Source organism: Protofrankia sp. CiP1_Cm_nod3, from assembly GCF_982290655.1.
Map to the genome: position 1 here is coordinate 34347 of NZ_CEVIVD010000025.1, position 13837 is coordinate 48183.

Annotated in this window: 9 protein-coding genes and 1 pseudogene; 2 read left to right on the forward strand and 8 right to left on the reverse strand. The window is 71.8% G+C overall.

The annotated features are described in order from the left end of the window. The 4 genes and pseudogenes from AC5LUJ_RS07700 to guaB all read right to left on the reverse strand — a co-directional run. Positions 1 to 1964, reverse strand: a pseudogene (locus AC5LUJ_RS07700) (hypothetical protein); the annotation flags it as partial. Between the two features lie 320 nt (positions 1965 to 2284). Next, a complete protein-coding gene (locus tag AC5LUJ_RS07705) occupies positions 2285 to 3541 on the reverse strand; it encodes a hypothetical protein (RefSeq protein ID WP_493464704.1) in 1257 nt (418 codons plus the stop codon). A 211-nt stretch (positions 3542 to 3752) separates the two neighbouring features. After that, positions 3753 to 4871 (reverse strand): GuaB3 family IMP dehydrogenase-related protein, encoded by a 1119-nt coding sequence (locus AC5LUJ_RS07710; RefSeq protein ID WP_250286465.1) that lies wholly within the window; start codon positions 4869 to 4871, stop codon positions 3753 to 3755. A 107-nt stretch (positions 4872 to 4978) separates the two neighbouring features. Beyond that, positions 4979 to 6529 (reverse strand): IMP dehydrogenase, encoded by a 1551-nt coding sequence (gene guaB / locus AC5LUJ_RS07715; protein ID WP_445548536.1) that lies wholly within the window; start codon positions 6527 to 6529, stop codon positions 4979 to 4981. 502 nt (positions 6530 to 7031) lie between these two features. Between guaB and AC5LUJ_RS07720 the strand changes: the two genes are divergently transcribed. Further along, entirely contained in the window at positions 7032 to 7448 is a 417-nt protein-coding gene (locus AC5LUJ_RS07720; protein ID WP_445548537.1) for a DUF5319 domain-containing protein, read from the forward strand. Between the two features lie 368 nt (positions 7449 to 7816). Here AC5LUJ_RS07720 and AC5LUJ_RS07725 read toward each other — a convergent pair whose 3' ends face one another. Beyond that, positions 7817 to 9067: a MerR family transcriptional regulator gene (locus AC5LUJ_RS07725; RefSeq protein WP_250286469.1), complete on the reverse strand. Its 1251-nt coding sequence runs from the start codon at positions 9065 to 9067 to the stop codon at positions 7817 to 7819. Positions 9068 to 9220: 153 nt separating this feature from the next. On the opposite strand from AC5LUJ_RS07725, the gene AC5LUJ_RS07730 reads away from it, so the two are divergent. Next, positions 9221 to 9553, forward strand: a complete 333-nt coding sequence (locus AC5LUJ_RS07730; RefSeq protein ID WP_013875065.1) for a WhiB family transcriptional regulator — start codon at positions 9221 to 9223, stop codon at positions 9551 to 9553. 482 nt (positions 9554 to 10035) lie between these two features. Here AC5LUJ_RS07730 and groL read toward each other — a convergent pair whose 3' ends face one another. The 3 genes from groL to AC5LUJ_RS07745 all read right to left on the reverse strand — a co-directional run bounded on the left by groL (position 10036) and on the right by AC5LUJ_RS07745 (position 13617). Beyond that, complete coding sequence (gene groL, locus AC5LUJ_RS07735) at positions 10036 to 11676, reverse strand: chaperonin GroEL (protein ID WP_250292525.1); 1641 nt, start codon at positions 11674 to 11676, stop codon at positions 10036 to 10038. Positions 11677 to 12030: 354 nt separating this feature from the next. Beyond that, a complete protein-coding gene (groES, locus tag AC5LUJ_RS07740) occupies positions 12031 to 12336 on the reverse strand; it encodes a co-chaperone GroES (protein WP_013875067.1) in 306 nt (101 codons plus the stop codon). 303 nt (positions 12337 to 12639) lie between these two features. After that, positions 12640 to 13617, reverse strand: coding sequence for a UDP-glucuronic acid decarboxylase family protein (locus tag AC5LUJ_RS07745; protein ID WP_250286709.1), 978 nt, complete (start codon positions 13615 to 13617; stop codon positions 12640 to 12642). Between the last annotated feature and the right edge of the window lie 220 nt (positions 13618 to 13837).

Below are 13837 nucleotides of genomic sequence, written 5' to 3' on the forward strand. Positions count from 1 at the left end.
TCACGCGAGCCGGTGTCCGGCACGGACCCGATCCTCGACAGCGTCGCGGTCATCTCCGACAGCGGTTGTCCCAGCACCCCGGGTGGCACGGTTGGAGGCGACGGCATATTGTCACGCGACGTCCTTGGCCGTACGGCGTCAGTGACCCTCGGCACGATATCGGTGCGTTCCACCGGCCCGGCGGCGGAGGACGCCGCGGCAGGGTCCGCGAAGGCCGCCTCGCCTGGCAGGCCGCCCCCGGGCGTCCTGGCTCCGGACATCGCCGACGGTGGCCGGGGGGCGGTACGTGAATGCGTCCGGGCGGGAGCGGGCGGCTCAGCCCTGGTGGCCGCGGCCTGGCCCCGGTAGGCGGGCGGGAGAAGCACGGCCCGGTCGTTGCCGCCGCCCGCTCTCCCGGCGGCCGGCCGGGGTGCGCCAGGAGCGGACGGCGCGCCGTCGTTCACGCCGGCACCGCGGACGAGGGCCCGAGCGGCCCCGGAACCGGGATATCCGCCCGCTCCGTAGCCGTTCGGAACCGGGCTGCCGGCTGGGGTGGCCGGGCCCCCGTCCAGGGGGCCGCCCTGGTCGGGAGGCAGCGGGTTCGGCCCGGCAGGGGACAGCCGTCCGCGGCCGTGGGGCTGTGCCGCCCGGAACGGGTCGCCCGTCAGGTAGGAAGTCGATCCGTCCCCCGGCCCGGCGCTGTCCGGCTGGCGGGGCAGGAGCTCACGATCATTTCCCATGAGCGACGGGTAACCGGCCTGATGGCCTGTCGGCCCGTAACCGTTCGGACGACCGCTTCCGTAACGGTCCCCGAAACCGCCGGAGCCCGGCGCGCCGTTACCGGTGGAGCCGGGGCCGCCGTACCCGGCCGGGCCACGGGCCGGTGCCGGGCCTGCGCTCCCCCCGAAACCGCCGTCCGGCGGCATACCCACCGGCGGTAGGGATGCCGGTGGTACCGCCGCAGGTGGCAGGGATGCCGGTGGTACGGCAGCCCGGGGCATGGCGGCCGGGAGCACCCGGCCGGGCGGTGGCTGCGCGCCACCGGGCCGACGGTCGTCCGGCCGCCCGGTGGCGCCCGTGTCGAACAGGCGCTGGCCGGGCTGGCCAGCAGCGAAAAAAGAGCTGCCCGCGGGCGGGGGGGCGGGCCTGTCGTCACGCGGACGAGTCCGATAACCGTCGGTGGAGCTGCGGGTATCGGGGTGCTGCGGAGCGAAGCCACGCAGCACGCCGGGCTGATAGTTGTTCGGCCCGGCGCCACTCCCGCTCGCCGGCCCCGGAGCGGACTGCCAGGGATGGCCGGTGCTCTGGCCGGCGGCGCTCTGGCCGGCGGTGCTCTGGCCGGCGGTGCTCTGGCCGGCGGCGCTCTGGCCGGCGGCGCTCTGGCCGGCGGCGCTCTGGCCGGCGGCGCTCTGGCCGGCGGCGCTGCCATAACCAGTGAATCCGTCAGCGCCGCCGGGCGCACCGACGTCACGCTGGGTGACACCGACGCGATCGCCGCCTTCCACGGACAGCCCCCAGCGCCCACTGCCGTAGCCGCCGGTCGTGCCTGCCGCGGGGTCACCACCACTCGGCAGCCAGCCGGGCCGCGGATCGGGTGGAGGAGCCTGGAGCGGAGGAGCCGGCTGGAGCGGAGGAGCCGGCTGGAACGGATAGGCGGGCAGCACCGGCCGCTCATGGCCGGCGGAGACGTCGAACGGGTCGGGGGCGGGGAAAGGACGGTCGCGCCACCCCTGGCCGGCTGGATCCTGGGCGCCGGATCTGTCCGGAACCGGCGGGACGGACGGCTGGGAGCGGTCATCGGCCTCCCCGACCCGCTCGACCGCGAAGAAGTCGTCCGCGCGTCGGCCCGGTACGCCGGAACGGCCCGTGGGGCCGGTCACCGGGCTGCCCGCGTCACCGGCTGCCGTCGATGGACGCCGCGCCCCGGCGACGGCGTCCCACGCCCACGCGTCATCGCCACTCGGCCAGAGCCCGTCGGTGGGCATGTCCTGCCCCCCAGGTCCAGGTAGTCGTCCGGGTAAAGGGCGTAGGCCGTGCCCGACGGATACTCGCCCGCACGGGTGGCACCCAGGCGAACACCTGTCGTGTTGTTGTCGTCACCGATAGCTCCGCTATTGCACGCCCCCGATCCGCCGTTCCGCGCCGTACGGGGGCCTCGCCACCCTCCGCCCCACCTGAGACTACCTGGGTCACCGTCCGCATCGATCAACATCCATCAGGGACGGCCCAGACGCCCGCGAAAGCCCGCACGCCACGAAACACCGGAAATATGGACGAATACAGCCTACAGCACAGCTCGCCGTCATCAGACGCTCACGCACTGGTCGGAGATCTCCTGAACGATCCTTGTCGTCTCCGGCGAGTTCACGTTCTTGTTGAACTGCTCGTACTGGTCCTGCGGATAGTTGGCCTCCAGCCTCTCCAGCGTGCACGCGCAGTAGGCCTGTAGCCCGTGGCTGATCTGCACGCACTCCCGCAGATAGTCCGCGCGCAGCGACTCGCTGTACCGCGCGGGCCGGGCGGGCACCGTACCTGGCGGAGCGCCCTCGACGGTGTTGACGGGCGTGTCGGCCACGGCGTCCCCGTCGCTCCCGCCCAGCGCCAGATAGCCGCCGAGGCCGATCAGGAGCAGCACCACCACCGCGGCGGCGATCAGCACCTGACGCGGTAACGCCGCGACGGACGACAGGCGCCGGGTCAGCGACCGGCTCGCCCCCGAGGTGGCCCGGTTCGTCCCCGGCGTGGTGCTGTCACCGCCCGCGCCGGGCCGGAGCGCCGCCAGCCGGCCACCGGCCCGGCGCTTGCGGTGCTGCCGGTGCGCGCCGGTCGAGGCCCGCGGCGGGGAGCCCAGGATGGTGGCGGCGGTGTCGGCGCCGGGCGGGCCGCCGCCCTGGGAGGGCCCGAGCGCAATGACGTCCACCACACCGAACGGCTCGGACAGCCCCCGGGCACTGGCACCGGCCGACGTGATCTCCCCCGCGCTCGGGGCGACGACAGTGCTGAAGGTGGAGGTGCCTACCGCGCCGAAGGCCGTCGGGGCGTCGGCGGCCGTTGCCGGCCCCGTCCCCGGGTCGCCGGCCCGGAGCGGGTAGCTCTCCCAGGCGGGCCCACCCGTGGCCACGGCCGTGATGTCCATCCCGCCCGTGTTGGCCAGGATGTCAGCGTCCCGCGACGAGATGCTGTCCTGGGGCGGCCAGCCCTCCGGCCCGCTCGGCCGCGGGGTGTCGACAGCCGCCTGCGGGCTTCGCGAGCCACCGTCCGGCCCCGGGGCCGGCCCCGAGCGGGCCGCGTCCGGCGACAGCGTCCCGTCCAGGACGGACCAGCCCGACGTGTCCAGCGCCAGGTAGCCCGGCGCGAACTCCCCGGTCGTGGCGGCCGCGGTATAGCCACCGGCACCGGCGCCGGCGCCACCGGTGACACCGGCACCGCCCGAACCGGCGGCGGAACCGGTGGTCGTGGACTCGGTGGTGTACGCCGCTGACGGCTGCCACGTCTGGGCCACCTCGTCCCAGACGTACGAACCATCATCGCTGACCCAGCGACCGTGCTCGTCGATGCGCATGTGTCATCCTTCGGACCAGAACAGACGGTTCCAGGGTGCCATGCTGCCCGAAGTGAGCTTCACCGGAGGTCACGAGGATTTTCCGGGTGGGCCCGGAAACGGCCGTCATGCCACCGGAAGCGGACTTCACCCAGTTGCGCAGCCGGCCCGGAACGTCCGCGACAGTTCCGGCCAGGGGCAGGCGGACGGTGCGGGAGAGGCCGGCGGCGGGTCAGCGGAGCGACGCGGTGACCAGCACGTCGGCCTTCTGCAGCTCCTTGAGCGTCGCGTAGCCGGTCGTGGCCATCGCGGTCCGCAGCGCCCCGGCGAGGTTGAGCGTGCCGGGGTTCACCGACGCGGGGCCCAGCAGGATCTCCCGCAGCGTCCCGGCGGCCGCGACCGGTTCCCAGGTGCCTCGCGGCAGGCGGGAGTGCAGCAGGTCCATGGACCAGTAGCCGCCGCGCCCGGGTGCCTCGGCGGCGGCGGCCAGCGGCGTGTCGAGCATGACCGCGTCGGCCCCGCAGGCGATGGCCTTGGCGATGTCCCCGCCGGTGCGCACACCTCCGTGCGCGATGACGTGGACGTACCGGCCACCGGACTCGTCCAGGTAGCGCATGCGCGCGCCGGCCGCGTCCGCGATCGCGGTCGCCATCGGGACGCCGACCCCGAGCACCGCCCTGGTCGTGTCCGCGCCGCCGGGGCCGACCCCGACGATCACCCCGGCGGCCCCGGTGCGCATCAGGTGCAGGGCGGTCGAGAAGGACGCGCACCCGCCCACCAGCACGGGCACGTCGATCTCGCCAATGAACCGCTTGAGGTTCAGCGGCTCGGTCCGTCTCGACTGGTGCTCAGCCGAGACCGCCGTCGCGTGGATGACGAGCAGGTCGACCCCGGCCTCGAGCAGAAACGGGTACAGCGCGTCGACCCGCTGGGGGCGCAGCGCGGCGGCCGCGACCACACCGGAGTCCCGGATCTCCGTCAGCCGTTTGACGACCAGCTCGGGCCGGATCGGCGCGGTGTAGAGCTCCCGCAGCCGCCGGCCGGCCGCGTCCGGGCCGAGGGTGGCGATCTCCGCCAGCAGCGGCTCCGGCTCCTCGTGCCGGCTCCACAGCCCTTCGACATGGACGATGCCGAGGCCGCCGAGGGCGCCCAGCTCGACCGCGGTGGCTGGCGAGGTCACCGCGTCCGCGGGCGCGCTCACCACCGGCAGGTCGAAACGGTAGGCGTCGATCTCCCAGGTCAGCGAGACGTCCGCGGGGTCGCGCGTGCGCCTCGACGGCACGATGCCCAGCGCGTCCAGGCCGAAGCCGACCCGGCCGCTCTTACCGATACCGATCTCGACCTCAGCCACTGTGTCCTCTCACGGCGTCACCGGGTTCTCCCGACGGCAGCATCCTCCCCTCGGCATCACCGGCGCCGTCCCCTAGCGGGGTCACCGGTGATGTCCTCCCGGCGGTGTTACCGCGAGTTGTAGTTCGGTGCTTCGACGGTCATCTGGATGTCGTGCGGGTGGCTCTCCTTCAGGCCCGCGGCGGTGATGCGCACCAGCCGGGCGTCCCGTTGCAGGGCGGCGATCGTCGGCGAGCCGGTGTACCCCATGGCCGCCCGCAGGCCGCCGACGAGCTGGTGGGCCACCGCGGCCAGCGGCCCCCGGTACGGGACCTGCCCCTCGATGCCCTCCGGTACGAGCTTGTCGTCGGAGAGGACGTCGTCCTGGAAGTAGCGGTCCTTCGAGTAGGAGGTGGTGGTGCCCCGGCTGCGCATCGCGGCCAGCGACCCCATCCCGCGGTACGCCTTGTACTGCTTGCCGTTGATGAAGATCAGCTCGCCGGGGCTCTCGTCGACGCCGGCCAGCAGGCTGCCGAGCATCACCGTGTCCGCCCCGACCGCGATCGCCTTGGCGATGTCCCCGGAGTACTGCATCCCACCGTCGCCGATCACCGGGATGCCGTGCTCCCGGGCGACCTGTGCGCACTCGTAGATCGCGGTGACCTGGGGTGCGCCGACCCCGGCCACCACCCGCGTGGTGCAGATCGAGCCGGGCCCGACCCCCACCTTGATGGCGTCGGCGCCCGCCTCCACCAGCGCGCGGGCGCCGTCCGCGGTCACGACGTTGCCGGCGATGACGTCGAGGGGGCTGCCGTCTGCCCTGGTCGGCAGGTCGGCCTTGACGCGGCGCACCATGTCCAGCACCGCCCGGGAGTGGCCGTGGGCGGTGTCGACGACCAGGAAGTCGACCGCCGCGCGCACCAGGGCCTGGGCGCGCTTGTAGGCGTCCTCCCCCACCCCGACGGCGGCGCCGACCACCAGCCGGCCGTCGGCGTCCTTGGTCGCCCGCGGGTACTGCTCGCGCTTGGTGAAGTCCTTGACGGTGATCAGCCCGCGCAGGCGGTCCCGGTCGTCCACCAGGGGAAGCTTCTCGATCTTGTGCTGCCGCAGCAGGGCCAGGGCGTCATCGGCCGACACGCCCACCGGCGCCGTGACGAGCGGCATCGGCGTCATTACTTCACGTACCGACCGGGAATAGTCACGCTCGAACCGGATGTCGCGATTGGTCACGATGCCGACGAGCCGGCCGTCGGGCTCGGTCACCGGGACGCCGGATATCCGGTACCGGGCCATCAGCTCGTTGGCCTCGTCAATGGTGGCGTCCGGGCCGCAGGTGACCGGAGCGGTGATCATTCCTGATTCGGAACGCTTCACCATGTCGACCTGCTGCGCCTGGTCGTCCACGGAAAGATTCCGGTGCAGCACGCCCACCCCGCCCTGGCGGGCCATCGCGATCGCCATCCGCGACTCGGTGACGGTGTCCATCGCCGAGGACAGCAGCGGAATGGCGAGCCGGATATGGCGGGACAACCACGTGGACGTGTCCGCCTCCGAGGGCATGACGTCCGATTCCGCCGGGAGCAGCAGTACGTCGTCGAAGGTCAGCCCCAGCGTGGCCAGCTTCGTTGGCAGCACCGGCTCCGGATCAGACACGGCCGGCCGGACAATGGGACTGTTCATGGCACCTTCCGTTCACGCTTCGTTGTTCGCCATGCCGGTACCGCACCCGCACGGCACTTCCCGACCGTGCCTTGCTTGCCTGCCTTCCCCGCCGTTGCCGCCTGCCTTCCCGGCCGTTGCCCTCAGCCTTCTCGGCCGCGGGCCGCCCGGCCGTGGCTCTCCCGGCCGTCGTCTTCCCGGCCCGGCGCGGGCGGCGCGGGCGGCGGGCCGCCCGGAGCGGGCGGCCATCAGCGGGCGGCCATCAGTACGAGGTTCAAGCTTTACATGCTAGGCCAAAGAGTCCACGATCATGACTTTTCACGTGTCCGGAGACGTCAGGGACGCGGCCTGGCCAAAGGCGTCGTGGCCGCGGGCTTCACAGGGCATACTGATCATTCCTCGGGGCCGGCCGCGATAGCGCGTACTCGAAACGGTCCGTAGCCTCGGTAAAGAGGCGATACGGGCACACATCAGCGTCTGGAGTCGCCGATCGGGACCACTAAGGGGCCCGGTCCGGCGTAGCGTGGTCGGCGTGAGCAACGAGCCTCTCGACCCGTTCGCGGACGACCCCGAGGATCCGACCGCAGAACTCGCCCGCCTGGACCCGGCCGAGGACACCGATCTGCTGGAGCCTCTGTCGCCGCAGGAACGCGAGGAGGTGCTCGCCGAACTCGGCGATCTCGATGTTTTCCGGACCCTGCTGGAACCCCGCGGCTACCGCGGTCTCGTCGTCGACTGCGAAGGATGCGCGGAACCGCACTTCTTCAGCTGGGATCTCCTCACCGGCAATCTGCGCCATCTGCTCGACGAGGGACGCACCCGGGTGCACGAGCCCGCATACGCCCCGGACCCCTCCTGTTACGTCAGCTGGGACTACGCACGCGGCTACGCCGACGGTGTCTACGAGACGAGCGAGGCCTCCGAAGCCGACTCCCGCTGACCACCCTCTCTCTTCCCCTTCTTCCCGCTTCCCTTGCTCCTGCTTCCCTTGCTCCCGGTCTCCCCCTGATCGCCCCGGTGTGTCCCCGCCCGGGCCTGCGAGCGCTCACGGCGGCGCGAGCCCGCCGCCGGCACAGCATCGGATCCGCCTCCTCGCGCATATGCCCGCTCGCCTCGCCTCGCCTCGCCTCGCCCCGCCAACGGCGGCCCGTCCGCCGGAAACACCGGTCAGGTAATGCCGGCCGGGTAACGGGACAGCGGCGAAGTCAGCGGACGTTCCGCCGCTTCGCCCAGGAGAGCCGCCGCTTCGCCCGGGAAACCGATCCCTTGCCCAAGGGAGCTGTTTCTTCCCTCAAAGGAGCTTTTTCTTCACCCAGGGGAAGGGGTGAGGAGGTCGAGCGCCTCGGGCAGGGACTGCGCGCGGCGGACCCGCGGCGCGACGATCGTCCTGTGCCAGCCGGGACCCCCCACCACGATCGACGTCGACGGCCGGGTCGTCGGTAACCCGCGCCACACCCGCACGTCCGCCGAAGCCCGGCGCTGGGACCAGAGGAACACCGCGGCCGGGCCGGTGCGTACGACCGCGGTCCGCAGCGCGGCGGCCGGTACCGCGGCACCGAGGACACGGGCGGGTATCCCCCGCTCGGCCAGCCCGGCCGCGACCGCGTTGAGGGCGAGGCTGTGCCGCTCGTCCGGGGTGCACGCGAGCAGCACCGGACGGGCGTGGGCGCCCACGTCACGGTCTGCCACCCGGCGGAAGACCGCCGCGACGCACTCGCTGAGCAGATGCTCGACGTCGACCGCGTCACCACGCAGCTCCCAGCGCCGGCCGACGGCGACGAGCACCGGGCACGCCAGGTCCTGCCAGGCCGCGACCACGCCGTCGGCCTCGACCGCCTGGGCCAGGATGCGGGTCACCGCGGACGAGTCGAGCGCCATGGCCGCGCGGGCGAGGCCGCGGGCAGCGATGCCGGCGCCCGCCAGCGACAGCACCCGGCCGCCTGACCCTCTCGCTTCGGTCACGCGGCCCGTTTCGGTCACGCGGCCGGGCCCGGCCATGGCTGCCGCCGAGTCGTCCGCCGGATCGGCAGCACCCGTCACCAGGTCGTCGACATCCGCCGCCGGGAACATCCCAGCGCCAGCCGCCGGACCGGTGATGACGGCGGGCGCTGAGACGTTCCCAGCGGCGCCGCGGCCGTCGCCGGAGGAGATCGCGACCACGACGGGCCGGCCGGTACGCGGCTGATCGGCTTCCTGGGTGTCAGGCTCGCCCGGCCGGTCGGAGCTGACTACGGAGTGTGTCTCGTTCTCGACCTGTCGCAGTGGCGCCGGCCACTGCGGTTCCGGCAGGTCCTCGGGAAGCGCGCTCCTGGCCAGGCGGGCCGCCTCCGCCGGCGCGATCCCGGCCTGGGTGAGACGGCACATGAACTCCAGCCGGGCCAGGTCGTGTGGGTCGTACCTGCGACGGGTACCGGAAACATGGTCGGCCGGACCGAGCCCGTACCGGCGGTTCCAGGTACGCAGGGTAGCGGGCGCGATGCCCAGCCGTCGGGCAACCGCGGCGACGGTGTACCGCGGATTGTGCTCCGCCGGGTCCGGGGAGGGGGTCACAGCGCTCATGGTGGCTCTCGGCGACCGTACCCACAACTTGGCGACGAACCGGCTCCGAACGACTACGTGCCGAGTGGTTCTCAGTGTTGAACAACATATGGCGCGGTACTACGGTGTAGCTGCGGCGCCAGCCGCCCATGGTTGAGAGGGGGGCTCAGGCCGATGACCGACGTCCGACGACTTCCAGGCCCCGGTGCCGAGAAGTGGGAGTGGCAGCTTCACGGCGCCTGCCGTGGGGAGAGCACCGAGCTCTTCTTCCATCCCGAAGGGGAGCGGGGCCCGGCCCGCGCGGCCCGTGAGGCGGCCGCCAAGGCTGTCTGCGCGCGGTGTCCCGTGATCCAGGCATGCGCGGAGCACGCCCTGCAGGCCCGTGAGCCCTACGGGGTGTGGGGCGGGCTCAGCGAGTCCGAGCGGGAGGCCATCCTGACCGGCCGAACGCGGCGCGGAGCGGGGCGGCACAGCCCGGCCCGCCCGGGGCTCGCCCCGGCGTGCTGAGCGTGCCGGGGCATCCGTGACCACATCCGGGACGACCGCCGCGGCCACGATCACGGCGGTCGCCGGGGCGGGCCGGTGCCCGCGGTGTCCGCGTTCTCGTGACGAGATGTACGGACAAGGTGGCCCCACCGGGTGGACCACCCGCGATGTGTGACCGCGTCGCCGCGAAGACCCACGGCGAACGCGTCAGAGGCCCGACAGGACGGTCGGTGTCGTCCTGTCGGGCCTCTGACGCGTGTTCACGATGTCGTCTTCGTGCTCACGATGTCATCTTCACAGTGCCCTCCCCGGGCCGTCCCCGGGCCGTCCCCGGGCCGTCCGCGGCGTTCCCGTACGCCGGCTCGTCCCGCCCCGCGGGCCCTTTACCGGTAACTCCTTACCGGTAAAGGGCCCGCGTATCGATCAGAGCCCGTACCGCGCGGGCCGCTCGAGCTGTGCGCCCGGTGGATGCGGCCTACGGCCGTGGGCGGGCTGTGAACGGGTCAGAACGCCGGCCCGTGCGAGTGCGCGTGCCCGCCGTGGCTGTGGCCGGCGGCCTCCGTCTGGGGCTTGGCCGGCTTCTCCGTGATCAGGCTCTCGGTCGTGATGAGCAGCGCGGCGATCGACGCGGCGTTCACCACGGCCGACCGGGTCACCTTCACCGGGTCGACCACGCCGTCCGCGATCAGGTTGGTGAACTCGCCGCGGGCGGCGTTGAAACCGCTGCCGACCGGCTGCTCCCTGACCTTGGAAACGATCACTGCCCCTTCGTGACCGGCGTTGCGGGCGATCCAGTTCAGCGGGGCATCGAGCGCGTCCCGCACGATGCGCACCCCGGCCAGCTCGTCCCCGGTGCGGCCCAGGCCGTCGTCGAGTACCGCGGACGCGTGCAGCAGAGCCGACCCGCCACCGGCGACGATGCCCTCCTCCACCGCGGCGCGGGTGGCCGAGACAGCGTCCTCCAGACGGTGCTTCTTCTCCTTGAGCTCGACCTCGGTGGCCGCGCCGACCCTGATCACCGCGACCCCGCCGGCGAGCTTGGCGACCCGCTCCTGGAGCTTCTCGCGGTCCCAGTCCGAGTCGGTGGCCTCGATCTCGCCGCGGAGCTGGCGGACCCGGTCGGCGACGCTGGTCTCGTCCCCGGAGCCGTCGATGATGGTCGTGCTGTCCTTGTCGACGACGATCCGGCGGGCCCGGCCGAGGTCGTCCAGGCCGACGGAGTCGACCTTCAGGCCGACCTCGGGCGCGACGACCTGCCCGCCGGTGAGCACGGCGATGTCCTGCAGGATCGCCTTGCGCCGGTCGCCGAAGCCGGGAGCCTTCACCGCGACGACCTGGAAGGTCTTGCGGATGGCGTTGACGACCAGCGTCGAGAGAGCCTCGCCCTCGACGTCCTCGGCGATGATCAGCAGTGGCTTGTGGGCCTCCACCACCTTCTCGAGCAGCGGGAGGATGTCGCTCAGCGCGCTGATCTTGCCGGGGTGCAGCAGCACGTAGGCGTCCTCAAGGACGGCCTCCATGCGGTCGGCGTCGCTGACGAAGTACGGGGAGATGTAGCCCTTGTCGAACTGCAGCCCCTCGGTGAGCTCGAGCTCCAGGCCCAGGGTCTGGCTCTCCTCGACGGTGATCACACCGTCCTTGCCGATCCGGTCGATCGCCTCGGCGATCAGCTCGCCGACCTTCGTGTCCTGCGCCGAGATGGCCGCGACATGGGCGATGACCTCTTTCGAGTCGACCTCGATGGCCTGCTCCAGCAGCGCCTTCGAGACGGCCTCGGCGGCGGCCTCGATACCGGCCTTGAGCGACAGCGGCGGCACCCCGGCCACCACCTGGCGCAGACCGTGGCGGACCAGCGCCTGCGCGAGGACGGTGGCGGTGGTGGTGCCGTCGCCGGCGACGTCGTTGGTCTTGGTAGCGACTTCCTTGGCGAGCTGCGCCCCCAGGTTCTCGTTGGGGCTGGTCAGCTCGACCTCGCGCGCGATCGTCACCCCGTCATTGGTGATCGTCGGCGCGCCGTAGGACTTGTCGATGACGACATTGCGGCCGCGCGGGCCGATCGTCACCTTCACAGCGTCCGCGAGGGCGTTCACGCCATGCTCAAGGGCATGGCGGGCGTCCTCGCTGAACAACAGGATCTTGGGCATTTAGGTGGTCCTCCCGAACCGGCTCAGGGCGTGCCCTGGAATCCCTTCGGGCCCCCGGGCACGCGCGGAAAGCCGTGATCGTGCACCCTGGTGGCCCTGGGCCGTGTCCGGTGGATCGTCAGATCGCGCGAACCGGCGCCTGGACGACGGCCGTCCGCATCGACCGATGCCCACCGGGCATGGCCCGATGGCAAGCGGGCGTGTTTCGCCGATCCGGACGAACAGCCGCATACGGACACATGCGGACCGGATGCGTGTGGACGAATACGGACGAGCACAGTCGAGCACAGCCGCATATCGTCCGAATACCGTCCGGGCTGGCGAAACACGCCCTTGAGGATCCTTGCCGGATACCTACTTCTCGATGATCGCCAGAACGTCGCGAGCGGAGAGAACCAGGTACTCCTCGCCGGCGTACTTGACCTCGGTGCCGCCATACTTGCTGTACAGCACGACATCGCCGACCTTGACGTCGAGCGGGACCCTCTTGCCGTCCTCGAAACGGCCCGGGCCCACCGCGAGGACGGTGCCCTCCTGTGGCTTCTCCTTGGCCGTGTCCGGGATCACGATGCCCGACGCGGTGGTCTGCTCGGCGTCGGACGGCTGTACGACAATGCGATCTTCGAGCGGCTTGATCGCAACCTTGGTGGCGGTCGTCACGATCGACCTCCCCCTTCCTGCGCTGGATGAGAGAGCGACCCTGGCGGCCTGCCGTCGCGGGTGAACAGGCGCCTGTCGTCGCTGGCACTCTCACGTGCCGAGTGCCAACTTAGCACCCGCCCCGCCCACGTCAACCAACACGGTCAGAACTGTCAAGAGCGGTCCGCGCGACGGCGGGAGCACGACGGGACCACGGCGGACGGCAGCGGGAGCACGGCGGAACGGCAGCGGGAGCACGACGGGAGCACGGCGGAACGGCAGCGGGAGGACAGCGAGACGGCGACAGTGAGGACGACGGTCCCGTCAGCCTCGCCGGCCGGCGTCCGGACGGGCGTCCGGACAAGCGACGTCCGGGTGCTCACGGAACCAGGAGACCGTGCTGTCGAGCCCGCTGCGCAGGTCGACGACGGGCTCCCAGCCCAGGACGCGCCGGGCCAGGGAGATGTCGGGCTGGCGGACCGTCGGGTCGTCCTCGGGGCGCGGGACGAACGTGATGAGGGACTCGCTCTTGGCCACCTCCCGGACCAGTTCCGCGAGCTCGAGAATGGACAGTTCGTGCGGATTACCGATGTTCATCGGGCCGGGATGACCGGAAAAAATCATCCGCACGATCCCCTCCACCAGGTCGTCGACATATATGATCGACCGGGTCTGGCTTCCGTCACCGGCGACGGTGATGGGCTCACCGCGCAGCGCCTGGGTCGCGAAGGCGGGAATCGCCCGGCCGTCGTTGGGGCGCATCCGCGGCCCATGGGTGTTGAAGATACGGACGATTCCGGTGTCCACCCCGTGACTGCGCCGGTAGGCCATGGTGAGTGCCTCGCCGAACCTTTTCGCCTCGTCGTACACGCCTCGCGGCCCCACCGGGTTGACATGGCCCCAGTAGTCCTCCGGCTGCGGATGGATCTGCGGATCACCGTAGACTTCCGAGGTGGACGCCAGCACGAACCGCGCCCGTTTCTCCTTGGCGAGGCCGAGAGCGTGCAGGGTACCGACCGAGCCGACCTTCAGCGTGTGAATCGGCAGGTGCAGGTAGTCGATGGGGCTCGCCGGTGACGCGAAATGCAGTACATAATCGACCGGACCGACAATATGAACATAATCAGTCACATCACAGCGGACGAGCCGGAAGTGCTCGTGCCCGGCCAGGTGCGCGACATTCTCCGGGGCCCCGGTGACGAAATTATCCAGGCAGACGACCGCGTGGCCCTCGTCGAGCAGCCGTTCGCACAGGTGCGACCCCAGAAAGCCGGCACCGCCGGTGACAACGCTTCTTTTCATCGGTCTCCCCACCGGTCACTGATATCCGGTCCGGGTGACGATACGCGCTCAAAGTCCCAGGCCTGCGCCGGACGCGCGAGCAGTTCCGGTGGAACGTTCGCGACAACGGACGCGGGGCCGTGCCGCGCTGCCCCGCCGGCCCCCGCCGGAGCGGCCCCCGCCGGGGCAGCCGGCGCCGCCGGGGCAGCCGTGGCCGGCCCACCCTCCGCCGGGAGAGTAG

Coding starts and splice junctions, on each gene's coding strand:
- AC5LUJ_RS07705 (WP_493464704.1), bottom strand. CDS start 3,541: ATGCGCATCGACGAGCACGGTCGCTGGGTCAGCGATGATGGTTCGTAC.
- AC5LUJ_RS07745 (WP_250286709.1), bottom strand. CDS start 13,617: ATGAAAAGAAGCGTTGTCACCGGCGGTGCCGGCTTTCTGGGGTCGCAC.
- guaB (WP_445548536.1), bottom strand. CDS start 6,529: ATGAACAGTCCCATTGTCCGGCCGGCCGTGTCTGATCCGGAGCCGGTG.
- groL (WP_250292525.1), bottom strand. CDS start 11,676: ATGCCCAAGATCCTGTTGTTCAGCGAGGACGCCCGCCATGCCCTTGAG.
- AC5LUJ_RS07725 (WP_250286469.1), bottom strand. CDS start 9,067: ATGAGCGCTGTGACCCCCTCCCCGGACCCGGCGGAGCACAATCCGCGG.
- AC5LUJ_RS07730 (WP_013875065.1), top strand. CDS start 9,221: ATGACCGACGTCCGACGACTTCCAGGCCCCGGTGCCGAGAAGTGGGAG.